This window comes from Pseudomonas sp. BRM28, from assembly GCF_002939405.1.
In the GTDB taxonomy this organism is placed as follows: domain Bacteria; phylum Pseudomonadota; class Gammaproteobacteria; order Pseudomonadales; family Pseudomonadaceae; genus Aquipseudomonas; species Aquipseudomonas palmensis.
Window position 1 is genome coordinate 3,825,711 of the sequence record NZ_PEFV01000001.1, and the last position, 21,751, is coordinate 3,847,461.

At 61.5% G+C, this 21,751-nt stretch carries 23 protein-coding genes; 16 read left to right on the forward strand and 7 right to left on the reverse strand.

Going from position 1 to position 21,751, the window contains the following annotated elements:
* Position 1 precedes the first annotated feature (1 nt).
* Both CR917_RS18070 and CR917_RS18075 read right to left on the reverse strand, forming a co-directional pair.
* On the reverse strand, positions 2–532 hold the full coding sequence (locus tag CR917_RS18070; protein ID WP_043864521.1) for a sigma-70 family RNA polymerase sigma factor: 531 nt from the start codon (positions 530–532) through the stop codon (positions 2–4).
* 84 nt (positions 533–616) lie between these two features.
* A complete protein-coding gene (locus CR917_RS18075; protein WP_078479716.1) occupies positions 617–1,057 on the reverse strand; it encodes a PACE efflux transporter in 441 nt (146 codons plus the stop codon).
* Positions 1,058–1,156: 99 nt separating this feature from the next.
* On the opposite strand from CR917_RS18075, the gene CR917_RS18080 reads away from it, so the two are divergent.
* From CR917_RS18080 to CR917_RS18130, 11 genes are all read left to right on the forward strand, one after another.
* A complete protein-coding gene (locus CR917_RS18080; RefSeq protein WP_043864522.1) occupies positions 1,157–2,047 on the forward strand; it encodes a LysR family transcriptional regulator in 891 nt (296 codons plus the stop codon).
* Between the two features lie 144 nt (positions 2,048–2,191).
* Complete coding sequence (locus tag CR917_RS18085) at positions 2,192–4,072, forward strand: methyl-accepting chemotaxis protein (RefSeq protein WP_058541318.1); 1,881 nt, start codon at positions 2,192–2,194, stop codon at positions 4,070–4,072.
* Between the two features lie 155 nt (positions 4,073–4,227).
* Entirely contained in the window at positions 4,228–5,013 is a 786-nt protein-coding gene (locus tag CR917_RS18090; protein ID WP_043864524.1) for a sulfite exporter TauE/SafE family protein, read from the forward strand.
* A gap of 478 nt (positions 5,014–5,491) precedes the next feature.
* Positions 5,492–5,818: a DUF485 domain-containing protein gene (locus CR917_RS18095; protein ID WP_104572749.1), complete on the forward strand. Its 327-nt coding sequence runs from the start codon at positions 5,492–5,494 to the stop codon at positions 5,816–5,818.
* Entirely contained in the window at positions 5,815–7,473 is a 1,659-nt protein-coding gene (locus tag CR917_RS18100; protein WP_058541320.1) for a cation acetate symporter, read from the forward strand. Before CR917_RS18095 ends, CR917_RS18100 begins: the two co-directional genes overlap by 4 nt.
* Before the next feature lie 84 nt (positions 7,474–7,557).
* Positions 7,558–8,826, forward strand: coding sequence for an OprD family porin (locus tag CR917_RS18105; RefSeq protein WP_054915302.1), 1,269 nt, complete (start codon positions 7,558–7,560; stop codon positions 8,824–8,826).
* Positions 8,827–8,960: 134 nt separating this feature from the next.
* The gene (locus tag CR917_RS18110) at positions 8,961–9,263 is read left to right on the forward strand and encodes a type II toxin-antitoxin system HigB family toxin (protein ID WP_054915303.1); all 303 of its coding nucleotides are present in this window, start codon (positions 8,961–8,963) and stop codon (positions 9,261–9,263) included.
* A 4-nt stretch (positions 9,264–9,267) separates the two neighbouring features.
* The gene (locus tag CR917_RS18115; RefSeq protein ID WP_043864529.1) at positions 9,268–9,657 is read left to right on the forward strand and encodes a type II toxin-antitoxin system HigA family antitoxin; all 390 of its coding nucleotides are present in this window, start codon (positions 9,268–9,270) and stop codon (positions 9,655–9,657) included.
* A gap of 37 nt (positions 9,658–9,694) precedes the next feature.
* Positions 9,695–10,399, forward strand: coding sequence for a hypothetical protein (locus CR917_RS18120; protein WP_104572750.1), 705 nt, complete (start codon positions 9,695–9,697; stop codon positions 10,397–10,399).
* A 38-nt stretch (positions 10,400–10,437) separates the two neighbouring features.
* Complete coding sequence (locus tag CR917_RS18125) at positions 10,438–12,315, forward strand: DUF294 nucleotidyltransferase-like domain-containing protein (RefSeq protein WP_104572751.1); 1,878 nt, start codon at positions 10,438–10,440, stop codon at positions 12,313–12,315.
* A complete protein-coding gene (locus CR917_RS18130) occupies positions 12,312–13,022 on the forward strand; it encodes a 3'-5' exonuclease (protein ID WP_043864532.1) in 711 nt (236 codons plus the stop codon). Before CR917_RS18125 ends, CR917_RS18130 begins: the two co-directional genes overlap by 4 nt.
* A 139-nt stretch (positions 13,023–13,161) precedes the next feature.
* Here the strand turns inward: CR917_RS18130 and CR917_RS18135 are convergent, their stop codons facing one another.
* Positions 13,162–14,832 carry a BCCT family transporter gene (locus CR917_RS18135; RefSeq protein WP_054915306.1) on the reverse strand — a complete coding sequence of 557 codons (1,671 nt, stop codon included), beginning with the start codon at positions 14,830–14,832 and terminating at the stop codon, positions 13,162–13,164.
* Positions 14,833–15,035: 203 nt separating this feature from the next.
* Here CR917_RS18135 and CR917_RS18140 point away from each other — a divergent pair, with 203 nt between their 5' ends.
* A complete protein-coding gene (locus CR917_RS18140) occupies positions 15,036–15,383 on the forward strand; it encodes a hypothetical protein (protein WP_058541323.1) in 348 nt (115 codons plus the stop codon).
* A 6-nt stretch (positions 15,384–15,389) separates the two neighbouring features.
* On the opposite strand, the gene CR917_RS18145 is transcribed toward CR917_RS18140, so the two are convergent.
* Positions 15,390–16,355: a GlxA family transcriptional regulator gene (locus CR917_RS18145; RefSeq protein ID WP_104572752.1), complete on the reverse strand. Its 966-nt coding sequence runs from the start codon at positions 16,353–16,355 to the stop codon at positions 15,390–15,392.
* Between the two features lie 127 nt (positions 16,356–16,482).
* Here CR917_RS18145 and CR917_RS18150 point away from each other — a divergent pair, with 127 nt between their 5' ends.
* Positions 16,483–17,124, forward strand: coding sequence for an HD domain-containing protein (locus tag CR917_RS18150; RefSeq protein WP_043864536.1), 642 nt, complete (start codon positions 16,483–16,485; stop codon positions 17,122–17,124).
* Here CR917_RS18150 and CR917_RS18155 read toward each other — a convergent pair.
* Together CR917_RS18155 and CR917_RS27315 are read right to left on the reverse strand one after the other, a co-directional pair.
* Entirely contained in the window at positions 17,121–17,360 is a 240-nt protein-coding gene (locus CR917_RS18155; RefSeq protein ID WP_256589716.1) for a divalent metal cation transporter, read from the reverse strand. The two genes, CR917_RS18150 and CR917_RS18155, sit on opposite strands and share 4 nt — an antisense overlap.
* A gap of 611 nt (positions 17,361–17,971) precedes the next feature.
* Positions 17,972–18,136, reverse strand: coding sequence for a hypothetical protein (locus CR917_RS27315; RefSeq protein ID WP_158255597.1), 165 nt, complete (start codon positions 18,134–18,136; stop codon positions 17,972–17,974).
* Between the two features lie 437 nt (positions 18,137–18,573).
* Between CR917_RS27315 and CR917_RS28175 the strand changes: the two genes are divergently transcribed.
* Genes CR917_RS28175 through CR917_RS18170 form a run of 3 tightly spaced genes read left to right on the forward strand, consistent with a single transcriptional unit; the run spans position 18,574 to position 21,208 of the window.
* Positions 18,574–18,855: a GtrA family protein gene (locus CR917_RS28175; protein ID WP_256589780.1), complete on the forward strand. Its 282-nt coding sequence runs from the start codon at positions 18,574–18,576 to the stop codon at positions 18,853–18,855.
* Positions 18,855–19,778, forward strand: a complete 924-nt coding sequence (locus tag CR917_RS18165; RefSeq protein WP_104572754.1) for a glycosyltransferase family 2 protein — start codon at positions 18,855–18,857, stop codon at positions 19,776–19,778. Before CR917_RS28175 ends, CR917_RS18165 begins: the two co-directional genes overlap by 1 nt.
* Positions 19,775–21,208: a glucosyltransferase domain-containing protein gene (locus CR917_RS18170; RefSeq protein ID WP_104572755.1), complete on the forward strand. Its 1,434-nt coding sequence runs from the start codon at positions 19,775–19,777 to the stop codon at positions 21,206–21,208. Before CR917_RS18165 ends, CR917_RS18170 begins: the two co-directional genes overlap by 4 nt.
* 53 nt (positions 21,209–21,261) lie before the next feature.
* On the opposite strand, the gene CR917_RS18175 is transcribed toward CR917_RS18170, so the two are convergent.
* The gene (locus CR917_RS18175; RefSeq protein ID WP_146095025.1) at positions 21,262–21,540 is read right to left on the reverse strand and encodes a hypothetical protein; all 279 of its coding nucleotides are present in this window, start codon (positions 21,538–21,540) and stop codon (positions 21,262–21,264) included.
* Between the last annotated feature and the right edge of the window lie 211 nt (positions 21,541–21,751).

Consider the following 21,751-nt stretch of genomic DNA (forward strand, 5'->3'; position numbering starts at 1 on the left):
GTCACGAGTCGGCTTGCAGGCTGTACAGCGTACAGTGATGAAAGGCCTTGGCGATATAGCGGGTGACCGTCACCTCGGAAACCCCCAGCTCCTCGCCGATCAGCCTGTAGGTCATGCCATCGAGCTGCGACAGCAGAAAGGCCCGGCGTATGCGCGGGCCGAGCCCCGCCAGCATGGCATCCAGCTCGCACAGGGTCTGCAGCAGGATCAGCCGCTCCTGCTCGGATATCTCCACCGCTTCGGGCTGCTCGGCCAGTGCCTGCAACCAGGCCCGCTCGAGGCGGGCACGGCGAAAGTAGTCGATCATCAAACGCCGCGCGATGGTGGCCAGGTAGCCGCGTGGTTCGCGTACCGCGCCTAGCCGGTCGCTGGCGTCCGGGGCGCTGAGCACCCGCACGAACACGTCCTGCATCAGGTCGGCCGCCAAGTGCCGACAGGCCACCCGCGGACGCAGCCAGCCCTGCAACCAGCGGTGGTGGTCCTGATAGATACGGCTGACCTGTTCGCGCAACGCGGGATCGGGAGTGGACATGGGCGACCGGGGGTACGAATGAGAATTCCTATCATTCTATGCCTAGCCGACGCTCAGAAGCAAAGCATCGCGGGCCTGCACGACCTACACGGCGGGCGATACCTGTGCCGATGCCGAACTCGGCAGCCCGAACACCCGATCGAACAGCCAGTTGTAGAGGAACGTGTAGCACGGGATCAGGATGATGAACGCCAGGTCCACCAAGAAGGCCTCCCACAGCGAAATCCCCAGCCACCAGGCAATCAGCGGGATCAGGTACACCACCAGGGTCAGCTGGAACCCGATCGCGTGCGCCACGCGCCGGGCCACGCTGCGCCCCCGTGTGGCCTGGCGGCTCTCCCAGTACTCGAACAGGGTGTTGTAGATGAAATTCCACACCATCGCGATGGTGGTGATCATCACGGCCAGCGGCCCGGTGTTGCTGGGCGCGGTGCCGGACAGCAGCGCCAGCCCGAGTGTCGACAGGCACAGCCCGATACCTTCATAGGCCGTTACATACACCAGCTTGCGTTTCAGACCTTGCACCTTTTCACCCCTCGGCAAATCAAATTCGGCCGGCAGGATGCGTCAATCTTCTTGACAGAAAAAGTCAGCAGCTATCAGATCTACTGAAAGGAGAGGCTGATGAATTTTTCCAGCGACACTATCGAACTGTTTCTTGCGGTGCTCGACCGCGGCTCGTTCTCGGCTGCCGCCCGGGCATTGGGGCGGGTACCCTCGGCAGTCAGCATGGCCATCGCCAACCTGGAGGCGGAGCTAGGCTTTGCCCTGTTCGAGCGTACCCACCGTGAAACCCGCCCCACCCCGCTGGCCCTGGCGCTGGAGCCCCATGCCCGGCTGATCGCCGACCAGCTGACGCAGCTTCAGGTGCACGCCATCGAGCTTTCCCAGGGCCTGGAAAGCACCCTGGCCATCGGCGTGGTGCCCGACATCGATCACCAGCCGCTGCTCCAGGCCATCGGCCAGATCAGCCAGCGCCACCCGCTGCTGCAGGTGGAGGTGCTCAGCGCCCCGCAGGAAGATGCGCTGCACCTGCTGCACGAAGGTCGCGTGCAGCTGTGCCTGGCGTTTGCCGGGCTGACGGTCGACCCGCGCCAGCGCTTCGAACAGGTCGGCATGGAGTCGCTGACCGCCACCCTCTCGCCCCATCACCCCGCGCTGGGCGAGCAGGTGCGCTACCTCGAAGACCTGGTCAACGTGCGCCAGATCGTGGTGGCCAGCCGCGATTTGCCGATGCTCGACCCCCGCGTGCTGATCGGTGCCTCGCACTGGCGCACCGACAGCCTGAGCATGGCCATCGAGATGGTCGAGGCCGGGCTTGGCTGGGGCGACTTCCCGCTGTCGCGCATTGCCCCGCTGCTCAAGGCCGGGCGACTGGTGCAACTGGATTTTCGCAACACCCGCAATGAACTGCGCCTGCCGGTGCATGCCTTCTGGCTCAAGCAACAGCCGCTGCAACGCGCTGCCCAGGAGCTGGTGAGGTTGCTGAGACAGACCGCAGCCCTGGCCGACTGACCCCGCGTCAAAATGGTACGTAAATATTTCGTGGTTTCAGCCGATACCTGAAAGGTCAGTCGCGTGCAATTCACGATGGCGGTGCTCACAAGGCTCCGACCCGTGACGCCGTCACTTCCCCTATCTGGCTAAAGGTCTCGAAACATGAACCTGAAATTTCGCCACAAGATCCTGCTCAGCGCCGGCGCAGTCGTCGTGCTGGCCTTTGCACTGTTCACCCTCTACAACGATTACCTGCAACGCAACACCATCCGCCAGAACATCGAATCGTCGGTCAACCAGGCCGGCGCGCTGACAGCCAGCAGTGTGCAGAACTGGATGAGCGGGCGCATCCTGGTGCTGGAAAACCTGGCCCAGAACATCGCCCACCAGGGCGCCAATGCCGACTTCCCCGGGCTGGTCGACCAGCCCGCCTTCACATCGAACTTCCAGTTCACCTATGTGGGCCAGACCAACGGCGTGTTCACCCAGCGCCCGGACGCGAAAATGCCCGACGGCTACGACCCGCGCCAGCGTCCCTGGTACACAGCTGCTGTCGCCGCCGGCAAACCCATGCTCACCCCACCCTACCTGGCGGCTGTCGGCGGGCTGGTGGTGACCATTGCGATGCCGGTCAAGAGCAACGGCGAACTGGTCGGCGTGGTGGGCGGCGACCTGAGCCTGGCCACCCTGGTGGACATCATCAATGCCGTGGACTTCGGCGGTATCGGCCACGCCTTCCTGGTCGACCGCGACGGGCAGATGATCGTCAGCCCGGACAGCGACCAGGCCATGAAGAACCTCAAGGACATCTACCCCGGCAGCAACCTGCAGGTCGCCGCCGGCCTGCACGACGTGACCCTCAACGGCGAACAGCGGATCATCTCGTTCGCCCCGGTCAGCGGCCTGCCGTCGGCCGACTGGTACATCGGCCTGTCCATCGACAAGGCAAAGGCCTATGCCCCGCTGAGCCAGTTCCGCACCTCGGCCATCATCGCCATGCTGATCGCCGTGGCCGCCATCGCCGGCCTGCTGAGCCTGCTGATTCCAGTGCTGATGCGCCCCCTCACCACCATGGGCCGCGCCATGCAGGACATCGCCCAGGGCGAAGGCGACCTGACCCGGCGCCTGACCGTGGAAAACAAGGATGAATTCGGCGAACTGGCCGGTGCCTTCAACCAGTTCGTGGAGCGCATCCATGCATCGATTTCCGAAGTGGCCTCGGCCACCCGCCAGGTGCACGACCTGTCGGAACGCGTGATGAGCGCCTCCAACGCCTCGATCATCGGCTCCGAGGAACAGAGCCTGCGCACCAACAGCGTGGCCGCTGCAATCAACGAACTGGGCGCCGCCACCCAGGAGATCGCGCGCAACGCCGCCGATGCCTCGCAACATGCCAGCGGTGCCAGCGACCAGGCCAACGATGGTCGCCAGGTGATGCAGGAGACCATCAGCGCGATGACGGCGCTGTCGCAGAAGATCAGCGAGTCGTGCGAGCAGATCGAAACCCTCAACGCCAGCACCGATGACATCGGCCAGATCCTCGACGTGATCAAGGGCATCTCGCAGCAGACCAACCTGCTGGCACTCAACGCCGCCATCGAGGCAGCACGGGCCGGTGAAGCCGGTCGCGGCTTTGCCGTGGTGGCCGACGAAGTGCGCAACCTGGCGCACCGTACCCAGGAATCGGCCGAAGAGATCCACAAGATGATCACCACCCTGCAGGTGGGGTCGCGCGAGGCAGTGCACAACATGAACGCCAGCCAGGTGTCCAGCGAGCAGAGCGTGCAGGTCGCCAACCAGGCCGGCGAACGCCTGACCAGCGTGACCCTGCGCATTGGCGAGATCGACGGCATGAACCAGTCGGTAGCAGCCGCCACCGAGGAACAGACCGCCGTGGTCGAGAGCCTGAACCTGGACATCACCCAGATCAACGTGCTCAACCAGCAGGGTGTGGCCAACCTCAACGACACCCTCAAGCACTGCGATGACCTGGCGCGTCAGGCCGGGCGCCTCAAGCAACTGGTAGACAGCTTCAAGATCTGACCCCCGCCCTCGCCCATCGGCCGCCCAGGCGGTCGATGGCACCCTCGCCTGCTGCGTTACGGTTATAAACTAATAACGAACAAGTCTATTTGGCTATAAAAAAACCTTTATGCTGGCGCCATCCGATCACGGGCTCGCTGGGTGTTTAGGTATTTATGGATGTAGGTTCTTTTGGTTTCACCATCGCAGGCCTGGTTGTTGGGTTCATTGTCGGCATGACCGGCGTTGGCGGTGGTTCGTTGATGACCCCGATCCTGCTCTGGTTCGGCATCAACCCGGCCACTGCAGTGGGCACCGACCTGTTGTATGCGGCCATCACCAAGGCCAGTGGCGTCTGGGTGCACAGCAAGCAAAAGAACATCGACTGGAAGATCACCGGGCTGCTGGCCATGGGCAGCGTGCCAGCGGCGGCCTTGACCCTGTGGTTTCTGAGCACCCTGCATACCGACACCCAGACGCTCAACGGCGTGATCAAGCAGGGCCTGGCGGTGGTGCTGATCCTCACGGCGCTGGCCATCCTGTTCAAGTCGCGGTTGCAGGCGTTTGCCAGCAAGCACGCCGGTGACCGCTACCACCTCAGCGAACGCAGCCTCAACGCCCTTACCGTGGTCACTGGCGTGGTGCTGGGCGTGATGGTGTCACTGACCTCGATTGGCGCGGGCGCCCTGGGCACTGTCGCGCTGTTTCTGCTGTACCCGTACCTGGTCACCCGGCGCCTGGTGGGCACCGAGATCGCCCACGCCGTACCTCTGACCCTGGTCGCCGGCCTGGGCCATGCCAGCATGGGCAACATGGACTGGTCGTTGCTGGGCTACCTGCTGTTGGGCTCGTTGCCGGGGATCTACCTGGGCAGCCACCTGACCGGGCGCATTTCCGACAACGTACTGCGCCCTTGCCTGGCGGGGATGCTGTTGCTGATCGGGTACAAGCTCGCGTTCTGAGCGCATCTTTCCGACAGCGCGTCGACGCCATTCGCCGGCAAGGCCGGCTCCTACCGTGATCATGTAGGAGCCGGCCTTGCCGGCGAAGCTTTTTGCGGAACCACATATAGTATTTATACCATACATCACAGGTAGTACTTCCATAACAACCCGACATTGTTATATAAGATGCCCGGAGCCATCTGCGCTGCCGCCACCGACAAGGGGGCAGCTGACATCAAGAGCTAACAATCAGCCAACGGGTGCCACACATGTCGAATTCTCACCAGGGCCTCGCCCCTGCCTGTACGAGCCTGCTCAACCTCGGCTCACCCCCGCGCACGTTACCTCGCCCCGCGACCTGATCGCGGCGCGCCGGCGCCTGCCCCACAGCATTTACCGTCTGGCTGCGAGCCCTGCCCGCCGCCCTGACGCCCCACACCCGCAACAAAGTCGATGGCCCGCCCCAGGCAATAAAAACAACAAAGGAGCCCCACCCATGACGCACGCCCGAACCGATCACGCGCAGAGTTGCGACCGCATCCGCGCCAACCCCAAATTCCAGCAACTGGTGCGCACCCGATCGCGCCTGGCCTGGTCGCTCAGCGCCGCAGTGCTGGGTGCCTACTACCTGTTCATGCTGGTGGTGGCGTTCTACCCGCAGGTGCTGCACACACCGCTGGGGGACGGTCGCCAACTGACCCTCGGCATTCCCGTGGCCTCGGCACTGATCGTGCTGTCGTGGCTGCTGACCGGCTGGTACGTGCGCAGCGCCAATACCCGCTTCGACAGCCTCAGCGCACAGGTACTGGAGGAGTCGAAATGAACCGCACCGCACTGCTAGTGCTGAGCAGCCTGCTGCTGACCCCGGCGGCTTTCGCGGCGCCGCTGGTGGCCGACAAACAACCGGTCAACCTGCACGCCATCGCGATGTTCTTCGTGTTCGTGCTGGGCACCCTGGCGATCACCTGGTGGGCCGCGCGCCAGACCCGCTCCACCTCCGACTTCTACACCGCCGGCGGCGGCATCAGCGGTTTTCAGAACGGCCTGGCGATTGCCGGCGACTACATGTCGGCGGCCACCCTGCTGGGCCTGTCGAGCCTGGTGTTCGCCAAGGGCTACGACGGCTTCATCTACACCGTGGCGTTCTTCGTCGGCTGGCCGATCATCACCTTCCTGATGGCCGAGCGCCTGCGCAACCTGGGGCGCTACACCTTTGCCGACATCGTGTCGTACCGCCTGGACCAGACCCGCATCCGCACCTTCGCCGCCTTCGGCTCGCTGACCGTGGTGTGCTGCTACCTGGTGGTGCAGATGGTGGGTGCCGGGCAACTGATCAAGCTGCTGTTCGGCCTGGACTACAGCACCGCAGTGATGGTGGTGGGCGCCCTGATGCTGGTGTACGTGATCTTCGGCGGCATGATCGCCACCACCTGGGTGCAGATCATCAAGGCCGTGCTGTTGCTGGCCGGTGGCACCACCCTGGCGCTGCTGGCCATGGCCGAGTTCGGCTTCAGCCTGGAAACCCTGGCCAGCCGCGCAGTGAACGTGCACAGCACAGGCTGGAGCATCATGGGCCCCGGCTCGATGCTGGCCGACCCGATCAACGCCGCGTCGCTGTCGCTGGGGCTGGTGTTCGGCATCGCCGGGCTGCCGCATATCCTGATGCGCTTTTTCACCGTGCCCAACGCCAAGGAAGCGCGCAAGTCGGTGTTCTACGCCACCGGCTTCATCGGTTTCTTCTTTCTGGTGGTGATGGTGCTGGGCTACGCGGCCATCGTCATCGTCGGCACCGACCCGCAGTTCTACGTGGACGGCGACCTCAAGGGCGCGCTGATCGGTGGCGGCAACATGGTCGCCATGCACCTTGCAAAGGCAGTGGGCGGCAACCTGTTCCTGGGCTTCCTGTCGGCGGTGGCCTTCGCCACCATTCTCGCGGTGGTGTCGGGCCTGGCACTGGCCGGTGCGTCGGCCATCTCCCATGACCTCTACGCCACCGTGTGGAAAAAGGGCACCGCCAGCGAAAAGGACGAGATGCGCGTGACCCGTATCGCCACCGTCGGCCTGGGCATCATCGCGATCCTGCTGGGCATCCTGTTCGAGAAGCAGAACGTGGCCTTCCTGGTGGGCCTGACCTTCGGTATCGCCGCCTCCACCAACTTCCCGGTGCTGATCATGGCCATGTACTGGAAAGGCCTGACCACCCGCGGCGCGCTGGCCGGCGGCTTTGCCGGGCTGATCACCGCGCTGGGGCTGGTGATCCTGTCGCCGGCGGTGTGGGTGTCGGTGCTGGGCAACGCCCAGGCGATCTACCCCTATGACCATCCGGCACTGTTTTCCATGCCGCTGGCGTTCCTGGTCACGGTGATTGTGTCCAGGCTCGACCGCAGCGCCCGCGCAGCCCGCGAACGTGCGGCCTTCGACGACCAGTTCGTGCGCGCACAGACTGGCCTGGGCGCCGCCACCGCCGTCAGCCACTGAACCACTGCAACCCCTGTCACGGGCCGCTACGGCGGCCCGTGCGGGCATCGCTGCACCTCATAAAAACAAAAAAGAGGATTTACCATGCACCGCACTTTCCCACCGTTCAGCCTTGGCCTGCTGGCCACGGCAACACTCGCCGGCGTTTGCAGCACGGCCAACGCGGCCTTTGTCGATGACAGCAAGGCCAGCGTGGAACTGCGCAACTTCTACTTCAACCGCGACTTTCGCCAGCACGAGGCCCCGCAGTCCAAGGCCGAGGAATGGGCCCAGGGCTTTGTGCTGCGCTACGAGTCCGGCTTTACCGAGGGCACCCTGGGCGTTGGGGTGGACGCCATCGGCCTGCTCGGGCTCAAGCTCGATTCCAGCCCCGAACGCAGTGGTAGCGGCCTGCTGCAGCGTGACCGCGAGGCACCGCGCCGTGCCCAGGGCGAGTACAGCGAGCTGGGCCTGACCGCCAAGGTGCGCGCCAGTCACAGCGTGTTGAAGGTCGGCACCCTGATACCCAGGCTGCCGGTGCTGATGCCCAACGACTCGCGCCTGTTGCCGCAGACCTTTTCCGGCGGGCAGTTGAACGTGCAGGAGCTGGAGAACCTGAACCTCGACATCGGCCGGCTGCGCCAGGTCAACCAGCGCGACTCCACCGACTACGAGGACATGGGCGTGACCACGGGCGCGGCAAAAAACATCGTGGCCCGGCGCAGCGACAGCGATCGCTTCGACTTCGCCAGCCTTAGCTACAAGTGGACCGACAGCCTGACTACCAGCTACAGCTACGGTGCGCTCGACAACCTCTACCGCCAGCACTTCGTGGGCCTGAACCACACCTGGGCGCTGGGCGAGGGGCAGTCGCTCAAAAGCGATATCCGGTTCGCCCGCTCCAGCGACGACGGCGCCAGCAACGTCGACAACAAGGCGCTGGGGGCGATGTTCACCTATGGCATACAGGGCCACGCCTTCGGTGTGGGCTACCAGCGCATGCGCGGCGACACCGGCTTTGCCTACCTCAACGGCGCCGATGCCTACCTGGTGAACTTCGTGCAGATCGGCGACTTCGCCAACAAGGACGAAACCTCGTGGCAGGCCCGCTACGACTTCAACTTCGCCAGCGTGGGCCTGCCGGGGTTGACCTTCATGACCCGCTACCTGCGCGGCGATGGCATCGACCTGGGTGCGGGGCGGCCCGATGGCAAAGAGTGGGAGCGCGACACCGATATCGGCTACGTGGTGCAAAGCGGCCCGCTGAAAAACGTCGGCGTGAAGTGGCGCAACGCCACGGTACGCTCCACGCATTTCGGCAACGACCTGGACGAGAACCGGCTGATCCTGTCGTACACCGTTGCACTCTGGTAATTGAACATTGGCCATTCGCCGATAACACTCAGGCGTTGCTCGTGGTCCAGAGGGCAACGTCTGACGTCATCAAGCGACGAACAACTGGAAGTCGCGCTTGAAAAAGTCCCACACTGGGACCAGAATGGGGCCTTATGAGAATCATTGCCATCAGTCACCTGAAAGCATTTTCCGAGAAGCATCCTGCATCCAAGCAACCCTTGCTCTCATGGATTGACGAAGCCAGGCAGGCAAGATGGTCCACGCCTGCGGATATCAAGGCGCAGTTCGGCAATGCCAGCATCCTCAAAAGTCGCAGAGTGGTGTTCAATATCAAAGGCAATGACTATCGGATCGTGGCTGCCGTGGCCTATCGCTTCGAAGCCATCTACATCAAGTTTGTCGGTACTCACGAACAATACGATGGCATTGACGCCGACACCGTTGAGATGGAGTGATCCTGTGAACATTCACCCAATTCATACCGAGCAGGACTACAAGGCCGCGTTGAACGCAGTGTCCGAGCTGTTCGACAACGAGCCGGAACCCGGCACGCCCGAAGGTGATTACTTCGATGTCATGGTCACGCTGATAGAGGCGTATGAGACCAAGCAGTTTCCGCTCGACCTGCCCGACCCCATCGAGGCTATTCGCTTCAGAATGGAGCAGTCCGGCCTGAGCGCCGCCGACCTGGTACCGGCAATCGGCCGGAAGAACCGGGTCTACGAAGTACTCAATGGAACGAGAGCGCTGACGCTGCCGATGATATGGCGGTTGCACGAAATGTTCGGAATTCCGGCGCAAAGCCTGATAAAACCTCGACAAGTACAGGGCGTCGACACTACACGTTGACTGCTTGCGCAGCGCTATCGAGCCAGGGAGGCCCGGCATGTTGCACGTTCTGTTCCACCGCTTTTCTCTTGCCCTGGCCCTGAGCGCCCTGCTCGTCGCCTGCGTGCCCTACCCGCGAGAGCGCCCGGCCTATGCCGACCTGTGCGAGTCGCGCCAGGTGTTCGAGGTGCCGACCGCGCACGGGGTCAAGACCTTCTACCTGTACACCTACCTCTACGACCATGCGCTGATGTGGAGAGATCGACCCTACACGCAGGGTTACTTCAGCGTGCCCCATGGCTCGCCACAGCGCGAGTTCTACGTGCAGGTGATCGGCTTCAACAAGAATCGCCAGCAGCCTCTCAAGCCAGGGTCGGGCGAAGCGCCCATCCCCATGCTGTACGACAGCCACAAGGCCTACCTGACCTTCGAGAATGGCCAGCGCCTGGCGGCCCGCCCGGACCTTTACCTGGGCGCGCTGAACAACGACTTCCCGCTTTCGGGCAAGGACTACGTGCGCCCCTCGCCGTTCGACATCAACAGTGACGAGGTGCACCGGCGCATTCCCAAGCTCACCAACAACAGCCGCTATGGCTCGGTCTACGTCGCGTTCAACACCCCGGACTTCAACGCCGACGCCAAGTGGACGATCAACCTGGGCACGTTGGAAATCGACGGGCAGTCGGTTACTGTGGCGCCACTGCAACTGTGCCACCACCCGAAAAAATCCTGGATCGGCGTCGAGCCGTTGATGCGGCCCTGAGCCCCGGTCCACTTCACGCCCACATTCAGCGAGGTTGCATGCAGATCGAGCTTCTGGAGGTTCGCGATCACCTCCACCGTTTCGCCCCTTTCGACGCCCTGCCCGAAGAAACCCTCAATGGCATTGCGCCACGAATCCAGGTGAGCTATTTCAAGGCCGGTAGCACCATCCTGGAAGCAGGCGCCAGCATCCAGGACCTGCACTACGTGCGCAGCGGTGCGGTGGAGATCTACCGGCGCAACGGCGAGCTCTACAACCGCCTGGGCGAAGGCGACATCTTCGGCCAGGCCGGGTTGCTGCGCAGCAACAAGGTGCGCTTTCCGGCCAAGGCGCTGGAAGACAGCCTGATCTACTTCATTCCAGCAGACCTGTTTGCCGAACTGTGCGAGCAGCACGACAGCTTTGCCGAGTTCGTGGAGGCCGAAGGACATTCGCGTCTCAAGTCCGCTGTCGAAGGCCAGGGCCGCGCCAGCGAGCTGATCCAGCTCAAGGCACGCACCCTGCTCTCGCGCAGCCTGGTGTGGGTGAGCCAGGACACTTCGATTCTGGACGCGGCGCGCCTGATGGCCGCCGAAAGCGTGTCGTGCGTGGCAGTGGTCGAACCGGTACCGGATGCCCCCGACAAACTGCTGGGGCTGGTCACCGACCGGGATCTGCGCACCCGCGTGCTGGCCGCCGACCTCAGCAGCAGCCTGCCCATCAGCACGGTGATGTCGAGCGATCCGGTGGTGATCCAGGCCAACGACTCGGTGTTCGAAGCCATGCTGTGCATGCTGCGGCGCAACATCCACCACCTGCCGGTGGTGCACAAGGGCCGCACGCTGGGGCTGATCAACCTGTCGGACATCATCCGCCACGAGTCCCAGAGCAGCCTGCACCTGGTCAACAGCATCTCCAACCAGAACAGCGTGGCCGGCCTGCGCTCGCTGCTGCGCGACCTGCGCGGCACCTATGTGCGCATGGTGCGCGATGGCGCCACCGCGCACATGATCGGCAGCGCGATTTCCGGCATCGGGCGCGCCTTCACCCAGCGCCTGCTGGAACTGGCCGAACGCGACCTGGGCCCGCCGCCCGTGCCGTACTGCTTCATGGCGCTGGGCTCGATGGCGCGGGACGAACAGTTGCTGGTCACCGACCAGGACAACGCCCTGGTGCTGGACGACAGCTTCGACCCGGTGCAGCACGACGCCTACTTCCTCAAACTCGCCACCTTCGTCAGCGACGGCCTGGCCGCGTGCGGCTACAGCTACTGCAAGGGCGGGATCATGGCCACCAACGACCAGTGGCGCCAGCCGCTGCGGGTATGGAAGGGCTACTTCACCCAGTGGATCGACAAACCCAACGCGGCCACCCTGCTCAACAGCAGCATCTTCTTCGACCTCGACGGGGTGTATGGCCAGCTGGAACTGGTGGAAACCCTCAAGATCCTGTGCGCGCAGAAGTCCAGCGCCAGCCCCGCCTTTCTTACCGCCATGGCGCGCAATGCACTGAACCGTACGCCGCCGCTGGGGTTCTTCCGCACCTTCGTGATGGAAACCGACGGCCGCCAGAAACAGATCATCAACCTCAAGGGCCGCGGCACCGCACCGCTCACCGACCTGATTCGCGTACATGCCCTGGCCTGCGCCAGTACCGCGCAGAACTCGGTCGAGCGCCTGGAAGCCATCAGCGCCACCAAGCTGATGCAGCCGGCGGCCATCGAGCACCTGCGCTATGCGCTGGAGTTCCTGTCGATGGTGCGCATTCGGCACCAGGTGGACGCCCTCGAAAACGGCCAGCAGCCGGACAACTACATCGAGCCCGAGCGCTTCTCCAGCAGCGAGCGACACAACCTCAAGGAAGCGTTCCAGGTGCTGAGCCATGCGCAGAAGTTCCTGCGCTTTCGCTACCCTGGCATCGTGCGGCACTCGCGATGAAGCCGCGTGGTATCGACCGTATCGACTGGGCAACGCGCTTTCAGGCATTGGCAGCCCAGGCGCGCAACCCGCTGCTGAAGAACTTCTATGCCGCCGGCGTGGTGCCGGCTGGCACTCCCCTGGAGCAGGTGCCGTTGCTGGCGCTGGATGTGGAAACCACCGGGCTGGATGCGCAGAAGGATGCCATTGTCAGCATTGGCCTGATGCCCTTCACCCTGCAGCGCATCCGCTGCGCCGAGGCGCGCTACTGGGTGGTGAAACCGCGCACCGAACTGAGCGACGAGTCGGTGACCTTCCACCACATCACCCACAGCGACATCCGCCATGCGCCCACCCTGCCCCATGTGCTCAACGCGTTGCTGGGAGCCATGGCCGGGCATGTGATGGTGGTGCATTACCGCAACCTGGAACGCGGGTTTCTCGACAATGCGGTGCGACGGCACCTGGGTGAGGGGTTGGAGTTTCCGGTGATCGACACCATGCAGCTGGAAGCACTGCTGCACCGTGGCAAACGCAGTTGGCGGGACCGCCTGCTGCGCCGGCCGCCAGCCTCGATACGCCTGGCCGACAGCCGCGCGCGCTATCACCTGCCGCCGTATCACGCGCACCATGCCCTGACCGATGCGTTGGCCACGGCCGAGCTGTTGCAGGCCCAGGTGGCACATCGGTTCGAAGCGGGAATGGAAATCGGGCGGCTGTGGGATTGAACGCCAGCAAACTGGCTTTGTGCAGAAGCCAGCCTTGCTGGCGATGCCCGGCTACGCCGGGCCAGGGGCGCCATGCACGCCATCGCCGGCAAGGCCGGCTGCTACGCCCCCACAATAAAGTTGCTGCGCCGGGCGGGCTTTAACCGCGCGGCTCCGACATCAGTCCCTTGACCAGCGACACACAGCCGAGCAGCAACACGATGGCGAACGGCAGGCCGGTCGACACCGCCATCGCCTGCAGCGCAATCAAGCCGCCACCGAGCAAAAGCGCAATCGCGATCACGCCCTGCATCACCGCCCAGAACACCCGCTGCGGCACCGGTGCATCCACCTTGCCACCGGCGGTGATGGTATCGATCACCAGCGAGCCGGAGTCGGACGAGGTGATGAAGAACACCGCCACCAGCACGATGCCGATGAACGAGGTGATCTCCTTGAGCGGCAGGCCGCTGAGCATCGCGAACAGCTTGAGCTCCAGCACCGCATCGGTCACGCCGGCAAAGTGCTGGTTCACGGTCTGATCGATGGCGGTGCCGCCGAAAGTGGTCATCCACAGTACCGACACCAGCGAGGGCACCAGCAACACGGCGATGAGAAACTCGCGCACCGTGCGGCCACGGCTGACACGGGCGATGAACATGCCCACGAACGGCGACCAGCTGATCCACCAGGCCCAGTAGAAGGCAGTCCAGCCCTGGGTGAACTCGGCATCCTCGCGCCCCACCGGGTTGGACAACGCCGGCAGGTACTCGATGTAGGCCGTGAGGTTTCTGAAGAAGCCGGTGAAGATCGCCAGGGTCGGCCCGACCACGATGATGAACACCAGCAGCAGCAACGCCAGGCCCATGTTCACCTGGGACAGCATCTTCACGCCCTTGTCCATGCCGGCCAGCACCGAGCCCAGTGCGATGATGCTGATGCCGATGATCAGCAGCACCTTGCTGACATTGGTCGAGGGGATCGCGAACAGGTATTCGAGCCCGGCTGCCGCCTGCTCGGCACCGATCCCGAGGGAAGTGGCCAGGCCGAACAGCGTGGCGAACACCGCCAGGATATCGATCACATGCCCCGGCCAGCCCCACACGCGCTCACCCAGCAACGGGTAGAACACCGAGCGGATCGACAGCGGCAAGCCCTTGTTGTAGGTGAACAGCGCCAGCGACAACGCAACGATCGCGTAGATCGCCCACGGGTGCAGGCCCCAGTGGTAGATGGTGGCCGCCATCGCCATGTCGGCCGCCACCTTGGCATCACCGCCTGCACCGCCCAGCGGCGCCCAGTCGGTACGCACGCCGTTGGCGTCGAGGGTGACCCCGCCCATGGCGGCCGAGAAGTGCGACATCGGTTCGGCCACGCCATAGAACATCAGGCCGATACCCATGCCGGCGGCGAACAGCATCGAGAACCAGCCCACATAGGAATGGTCCGGCACCGCTTCGCGCCCGCCCAGGCGCACCTTGCCCAACGGCGAGACGATCAGGCCCAGGCACAGCAGTACGAAGATGTTCGCGGTGCTCATGAAGAACCACGCCAGGTTGGCGGTCAACCAGCTGCGCATGGCGCTGAACACCGGCTCGACTTCGTTCTGCAAGGCCAGGGTGAGGATGACGAACAGGAAGATGGTGGCGGCAGAGATGAGGAACACCTTGCCGTGGATGTCCAGCGAGAAGGAAAACTCGCCCTTGAAATTGTCCTGGCCGACGACGTAGTCGGTATCGATCAGGTTTACTTCACCGCTGGGAGCTGGAATGCCGTCGACGGTCGGCGGCTGAGAATGCCCGGGTGTGTCGTTGGAGGGGGTTCTTCCCACGAAATAGCTCCTTGAATTGCTGGCACGCTTCGACGTGCAGTGATCTGATAGCCCCGCTGTTCCTATGGCAAAACGAGAAATGTGAAGGCCACAGGGTAGCAGGCCTGAGGTCGGACCGCCGCACCCGTCATCGGTTCAAGGCTTTTTGCCATTATTTGCATTCACCTTGCCGGCCCTTTATTGCACGACTCAAGCGAGCCCCCATGTCCCGATACGCCATCGCCGTCACCGCCGCCGACCACAAGCCAGGGATCGTCAAGCTGCTGCGCCAGTGGTCTGCCGACAGCATCGGCGAGCTGATGCGCAAGGTGGGCACGCAAACGCCGGTCGTGCTGTTCGATACCACGGACTTCGCCCTGGAGGTGCCCAGCGAGCAAGGCACGGTGACGCAGCAGCAAACGCTGCTGGCAATCATCGATGCGCTGGAGCAGGCCGGCGCCAGCCTGCGCATCACCCACCATGCAGGCACGCTGGTGGAGCCGCTGACGCGTGAGATGCTGGAGAACCTGTTCGAAAGCGAGCTGCTCTATCTGGGCCAGGAGCACGACTGAGCGTTGCTACGCCCCGCCGTGCCCGTAACGCTTGCGGTACTCGGCAGGTGTCACCCCCACGTGCTTGAAGAACGCGCGGCGCAGGGTGTCGGCGTTGGCGAAGCCGCATTTGGCGGCGACCTGCTTGGGCGCATCACCACCGGCCTCCAGCAGGGCGCGTGCAGCGGCCACCCGCGCCGACTCCACCCAGGCTGCGGGCGTGACGCCCACCTCGGCATGAAACAGCCGGGCAAAATGCCGGGGGCTGAGGCCGGCATGTTCGGCCAGTGCCTCGACTGTCAGCGCCAGCTGCGGGTTGGCGGCCACCCAGCGCTGCACTTGCTGCAACACCGAACGCCCGGCTGGCTGCGCCTCGCCCTTGCGGCTGAACTGCAACTGCCCGCCCGGGCGCTTGAAGAACATCACCAGTTGCGCCGCTACCCGCAGCGCGATTTCACGGCCCAGGTCTTCCTCCACCAGCATCAGCGCCAGGTCCAGCCCGGCAGTGACCCCGGCGGCTGTGCGCAGCTTGCCGTCGCGCACATACAGCGCATCCTCTTCCACGCTCAGGCTCGGGTAACGCTGTGCCAGGGCCTGTGCCGCGGCCCAGTGCGTGGTCACCCGCCGCCCATCCAGCAACCCGCTGGCCGCCAGCGCGAAGGCGCCGGTGCACACCGAGCCGAAGCGGCGCGACTGGCCCGCGCAATCGCGGATCCAGGCCAGCAGCGCGTTGTTCAGTTGCATCCGCGCCGCATCCGGCGCCCCGGCCACCAGCAAGGTGTCGAAGCGCTGCCCGGGCTCACCTGCCACCAGGTCGGGCAACAGCCGCGCACCGGACGAGCTGTGAATGGGCCCTGGCTCGCACGCCACCACCTGCAACGTGTAGACCTGCCGACCCGCCTCGACATTGGCCTGGGCGAACACATCCAGCGGGCCCGACACATCGAGCAGTTGAACACCGGGCAGCGCGAGTACGGCAATGGTTCTGGTCATGGCGAAGGGGCGAACCTGAAGGCGTCGTGATTTCACGTGAAATGGCAGTATATGGCGTATCACGCCATTTGAGGACAGAAGTGTCGAGGCTGACAATGGAGGCGAACCGCAACCCGGAGCCTGCCCCATGACACTCGACATCCACGGCATCAAGATCCCCGACAGCCAGCTCGCCCGCGAAATCACCGAGGTGGTACGCGATACGGCCTCGCCCCTGCTGTTCCACCATTCCAGCCGCGTGTTCTACTTCGCGGCCCTGGCGGGCCAGAAGCGCGGCCTGAAGTTCGACGCCGAGCTGCTGTACTGCGGCTGCATGTTCCACGACATGGGCCTGACCCATCAGCACAGCAGCGCCTGCGAGCGTTTCGAAGTGGATGGCGCCAATGCCGCACGCGACTTCCTGTGCGGCCACGGCATCGCCCAGCAGGACATCGATACGGTATGGACCGCCATCGCTCTGCACACCACCCCAGGCATACCCGAGCACATGCACCCGGTGGTGGCGCTGGTGACGGCAGGGGTCGAGATGGACGTGCTGGGGCTGACCCACGGCCAGTACGGCGCTGCCGAGCGCGAAGCCATCGTCAGCGCCCACCCGCGGGGCGAGCATTTCAAGGAAGACATCATCCAGGCCTTCTACGACGGCATCCGCCACAAGCCGCAGACCACCTTCGGCAACGTCAAGGCGGATGTGCTGGCCGACAAGGACCCCGCCTTCAAGCCCGGGAATTTCTGTGCGGTGATTCGCGGCTCGAAGTGGGCGAGCTAGGCACCTGCTGGCCCGTGGTGCTTGATATTGGCGGCCAGGCCGCGACGGGTGATGTAGCCGATGCGTGCACTCACCAGTTGAATCGCGATCATCAGGGGCAGGGTCAGCACCACGGTCCACAGCATGGAGAAGCCAAACTGTGCGCCGGCTTGCGAATAGGTGGCGATACCGCTCGGATCGTCGTCGGCAGCGCCGGTGATCAACCCGGGCCCAAGCCGTCGCAGGCTGCGGCGCAATCCGATTTTCCTGGCAGGCTTCATGACCGCGCCTCGATTCACCTGCGGGGGTGGGCCGAACATTGCGCAGGGGACAGCAACAGACTAGCCCGCCCACGGCCATTTGGGCGCCGGCATGACGGGCTTGCAGGCGAAGGTTGCAGACTCTTGGTAAACTGGCGCACTTGTGTTTTTGGGGCTGGCCGGTGTGACGCGGTGTCAGCGCAGAACGCCCATCGCCCGAAACACCCCGAATTGGCTGCACCACACGTAGACGAACATGCTCTCAGAACCTGTTACAACTCCTGTAGATACGCGGCCCGAGCCGTCCCGCCGGTTCAGCGTTGCACCCATGATAGATCGGGTCGATTAAGTGGGGCGGCCCAGTATTTACGGGACCTGTAGACATGCCGTGTTTTTGCTGTAGCAAAAATTAAGCAAGGGAGAAGGGATAGCCACGCCACATTAGTGGCTATTTTTTGGGCAGGAAAAAGGTGGCACTCCAGAATGGCACTGCCGGTTTCTCACTGGTCGGCGCCGAGCTCGGCCAATCTCGCCAGCGCCATGTTCTCGATCATCACGTACAGCCGCTCGACGGCCAGGCGATCGAAAGCCTTGAGAATCTCCAGACCCTAGACCAGACTTTCGGCGCGCGCCTGCGAAACCAGGCACTCAAGCTTGGTATCGCTCATCTCGATCTCCGTCACCCGCTTGCGCAGCGGGCCATGGATCTCTGGCGGCATGATGATCCCTGGCAAGAACTCTCCAGGCTGCGCCCTACCGTAACGATCACTCACTGCTGTCTATCCGTTTTCAAGAGGTGCTACCGCACATCAAGAAGCGCCCAAGGCCTAAGGCCTTGCTTTTTGGCCTCCTGTTCGGCCTCGAGGATCGCCTCTGTACGATGGAACGTACGAGCTCGATGAATGAACCGGAAAGGTTGCCCCAGATCCCGTCGAACGCTAAGAACCACAACTGCGCCTGGCTCCAGCTTTGAAGGCATCTCCACCGTCGCTGCGCCATTAGAGCTCCCGAACAGGGCGTCTCTTAGCCTTGATTCAAGGTCATCGCTCGGACTCACCGCATCACCTGCTCTAATTTCAAAAAAAAGACCAATACGCTATCATCGCGGATTTTCCGACCCAGTCCAGACAACGGAAATGCCATGAAGTTTTTTAAGTATGCCAGCATAGGCGTATTGAACACAGGGATCCACTGGGGAGTTTTCGGCGCCATGACTGCTTTAGGCGTGGGCCAGGGCACATCAAACGCCATCGCATTCTTATGCGCAGTCACGTTTAGCTTCTTCGCGAATGCGAAAATCACATTCAAAGCCAGGGCTTCTGCCGCAGCGTATGCCCTGTACGTATCTTTCATGGGGCTGATGGCGTTTGCCTTCGGGTCTGCAGCAGACCACATGAGCCTGCCCGCTCTAGTAACACTAGCTGCCTTCTCTGGATTTAGCTTAGTGGCCGGATATCTATATTCAAATCTTATTTTTTCAAGGAACGAATAATGAAAATATCTCTTGTCGTCCCGGTGTTTAATGAGCAGGAAGCAGTGCCGATATTTTACAAGGCAGTTAGAGGGAGCGAGGAGCTAAAGAACTTATCAGTTGAAATACTATTTGTGGATGACGGGAGTTCAGACAAGACATTATCCGAAGTAAAGGCGCTAGCCGCATCCGACGAGCAAGTGAGCTATATAAGTTTCACAAGAAACTTTGGAAAGGAACCAGCGCTGTTCGCAGGAATTCACAAGGCGGCGGGCGATGCCGTGATCCCAATCGACGTAGACCTACAAGACCCTATCGAAGTTATCCCGCAGCTTATCGCGAAGTGGCAAGAAGGCTATGACGTCGTCTTGGCTAAGCGAGCTGATCGTTCTTCGGATGGTGTCCTGAAAAGATTTTCTGCCGGAATGTTCTATAAACTACACAACAAGATTAGCCACCCGATAATAGAGGACAATGTCGGTGATTTTCGGCTTATTTCAAGGCAGACTGTCGACCGAATCAAAAAGCTGAAAGAGCGCAACTTGTTCATGAAGGGCGTACTTAGCTGGCCAGGCGGGAAGACTGCTGTTGTGGAGTACGTCAGATCCGAACGCTCTGCAGGTCACACGAAGTTCAACGGATGGAAGCTGTGGAACCTTGCAATTGAGGGCATCACCAGCTTTTCCACCGTCCCTCTTCGCGTCTGGTCTTACATAGGTTTCAGCGTTGCTAGCTTGGCTTTTGCGTATGGGGCTTGGATGATCGCGGATAAGCTGATCTGGGGCAATCAAGTCCAGGGCTACCCATCGCTAATGGTTTCAATACTTTTCCTAGGCGGAATTCAGCTAATCGGCATTGGCGTGCTCGGCGAGTATATCGGGCGCATCTACACAGAAACAAAGGCTCGGCCTACCTATCTGATTGAGGAAGAAAGCGCTTCATGAGCACATCACAAGGAAGGATGGCGTGGCTATCCATAATCATCGCATTGTTCACACTGCCGATAATCCTAGCTAACACTTTTTATGTGGATGATTGGCATCGATCAGTGCACGCCTATTCTGCATGGACAATGAATGGCAGGCCTATCGCTGAAGCTATAATGAGGCTCTTGACGTTTACGGTGCTTTCTCCTTCTGGCGCGCCACAAGTAATAGATATCGCCCCTCTCCCGCTGATAATTTCTATACCAATCCTCGCTGCAACCTGCTTTATTGTGCACAAAGCCTCTGGAGAATCATCGGCGCTCAGCGTTGCTGCCTCATCCCTGATAGTTTGTCACCCATTCTTCATTCAGAATCTTAGTTACAACTTTGACGTACTGACTATGTCGGTAGCAATGCTGCTTAGCGCCTATGCAGCAACTTTTAAATCAAACTCAACTTACCTAACGCTAGCCGTAAAGGTCGCTCTGCTAGCAGCATCTTACAACACCTATCAATCAACAATAAGCTTGTTCATTGTCTTATCTGTTTATTTGCCATGGCGTCAAGAATTAAGCCTCAAGGGAACTGCCTTAAAGATACTTGTTGACATTTTAGGATTGGCAATTGCCACGGTAATTTATAAATTTACCGGCAATGCAATGGTGTCTGACAACTGGACTAAGGCACACATCGATACGGTTCCATTGGCATTCGAATCAATTAAGGTGGTAGCCGAAAATTATTCCAATGTGTTTGCGATGTACAAAAAAGCCAGCTCGCCATTGCTTAATGGTTTCTATATTGCCATATTCATCTTCGCCATGATTGGGGGGGTTATCTCATCAATCGAACCTTGGAGAAAGTTTTTCGCCCTGTCTATTCCTGTGTTAATTTTAGTTGCATCAGCTATTCCGCTCGTACTCCTGAATGATCCGGTAATAGCCGCACGCTCATTCCCTGCCTTTGGCGCAATAATATTCATCCTATTCGCAATGGCGTCAAAGGTAAGATACCTAGGACTTTCAGCAATCCCCGTCGGCGTTTTTTTCTTTGTTGTATCTTACGCAAATGGCTCGGCTCTAGCTGATCAATCAAGATTCGACCGAATAATCGCGGAAGATATGGTCAGGGATGTGAATTCAACTGGACGATACCCAGAAATCCAGTACGGCTTCTATGGGAAAATCCCATGGAGCCCGGTATCAAATCCCATTGTGCGGAGTATTCCGGTAGTCCGTGAGCTGACCGTACGAAACGTTGGAGGCCTCAAATGGATGTCGTTTGGGGTTCTCTCCCACTACTCCATGTACAAGGGGCTGCTCAGCGAAAGCGAAATCAAGTCTCGGAAAGATGAGATCTGCGGGAATCGCGTAAATGGGATCACCTACAACAAGCACGCTTCACAAAACCTTATCGTGTACGACTTCACAAAATCATTGTGCAATTGATATGCAGGCGTAGTGTAAAGCCCTCTGCCATCTCTGCGGGCAGAGGGCTGCGATTACATCGTCGTCGGCTGATACAGGGGCATATAGTAGGTGTTTGCTCCTCGGCGGTATGGCATCCAAGCCTTGATCGCCCCTGGAACAGGCGAGGCTCCGGCAGTGACAAAGTCAAGCCAGCCTGGGTTGTTGTAGGCAATGGTGGCGGCGCCGAGCACGATCGATCCAGAGAAGTTCCGGAACAGGTTGTCTCTGACAAGCCCATCGTTGATGCCAACTGCCATATCGACGTTCCCGTTCAGGTAGTTACTCTGCATCGTGAAGATAGTCAGCGCCACGCCGACCTGGCGAACGACCTTAGAGCCAGGGGCGGTGCCAACAAGGCGGCACCCAGTCATCTGACCGGCAGCTGAAGCCCTCGTCTGTGTCAGTCGAATGCCTTCGGAGTTTGTCGGCAGCGATTCTCCGTGGGCTCCACGAGCCGCCAAAGACGCCCAGTCAGCGTAGGACTCATAGTGTAGTGGCCTAATGAAACCGGACACCCATTTA

Bases quoted from the DNA above. Each gene is read 5' to 3' on its own strand.
- CR917_RS18095 (WP_104572749.1), top strand. From the start codon at position 5,492: ATGACGCACGCCCGAACCGATCACGCGCAGAGTTGCGACCGCATCCGC.
- CR917_RS18125 (WP_104572751.1), top strand. From the start codon at position 10,438: ATGCAGATCGAGCTTCTGGAGGTTCGCGATCACCTCCACCGTTTCGCC.
- CR917_RS18145 (WP_104572752.1), bottom strand. From the start codon at position 16,355: ATGACCAGAACCATTGCCGTACTCGCGCTGCCCGGTGTTCAACTGCTC.
- CR917_RS18110 (WP_054915303.1), top strand. From the start codon at position 8,961: ATGAGAATCATTGCCATCAGTCACCTGAAAGCATTTTCCGAGAAGCAT.
- CR917_RS18170 (WP_104572755.1), top strand. From the start codon at position 19,775: ATGAGCACATCACAAGGAAGGATGGCGTGGCTATCCATAATCATCGCA.
- CR917_RS18105 (WP_054915302.1), top strand. From the start codon at position 7,558: ATGCACCGCACTTTCCCACCGTTCAGCCTTGGCCTGCTGGCCACGGCA.
- CR917_RS18070 (WP_043864521.1), bottom strand. From the start codon at position 532: ATGTCCACTCCCGATCCCGCGTTGCGCGAACAGGTCAGCCGTATCTAT.
- CR917_RS28175 (WP_256589780.1), top strand. From the start codon at position 18,574: ATGACTGCTTTAGGCGTGGGCCAGGGCACATCAAACGCCATCGCATTC.
- CR917_RS18150 (WP_043864536.1), top strand. From the start codon at position 16,483: ATGACACTCGACATCCACGGCATCAAGATCCCCGACAGCCAGCTCGCC.
- CR917_RS18130 (WP_043864532.1), top strand. From the start codon at position 12,312: ATGAAGCCGCGTGGTATCGACCGTATCGACTGGGCAACGCGCTTTCAG.
- CR917_RS18140 (WP_058541323.1), top strand. From the start codon at position 15,036: ATGTCCCGATACGCCATCGCCGTCACCGCCGCCGACCACAAGCCAGGG.
- CR917_RS18100 (WP_058541320.1), top strand. From the start codon at position 5,815: ATGAACCGCACCGCACTGCTAGTGCTGAGCAGCCTGCTGCTGACCCCG.
- CR917_RS18085 (WP_058541318.1), top strand. From the start codon at position 2,192: ATGAACCTGAAATTTCGCCACAAGATCCTGCTCAGCGCCGGCGCAGTC.
- CR917_RS18090 (WP_043864524.1), top strand. From the start codon at position 4,228: ATGGATGTAGGTTCTTTTGGTTTCACCATCGCAGGCCTGGTTGTTGGG.
- CR917_RS18165 (WP_104572754.1), top strand. From the start codon at position 18,855: ATGAAAATATCTCTTGTCGTCCCGGTGTTTAATGAGCAGGAAGCAGTG.
- CR917_RS18080 (WP_043864522.1), top strand. From the start codon at position 1,157: ATGAATTTTTCCAGCGACACTATCGAACTGTTTCTTGCGGTGCTCGAC.
- CR917_RS18120 (WP_104572750.1), top strand. From the start codon at position 9,695: ATGTTGCACGTTCTGTTCCACCGCTTTTCTCTTGCCCTGGCCCTGAGC.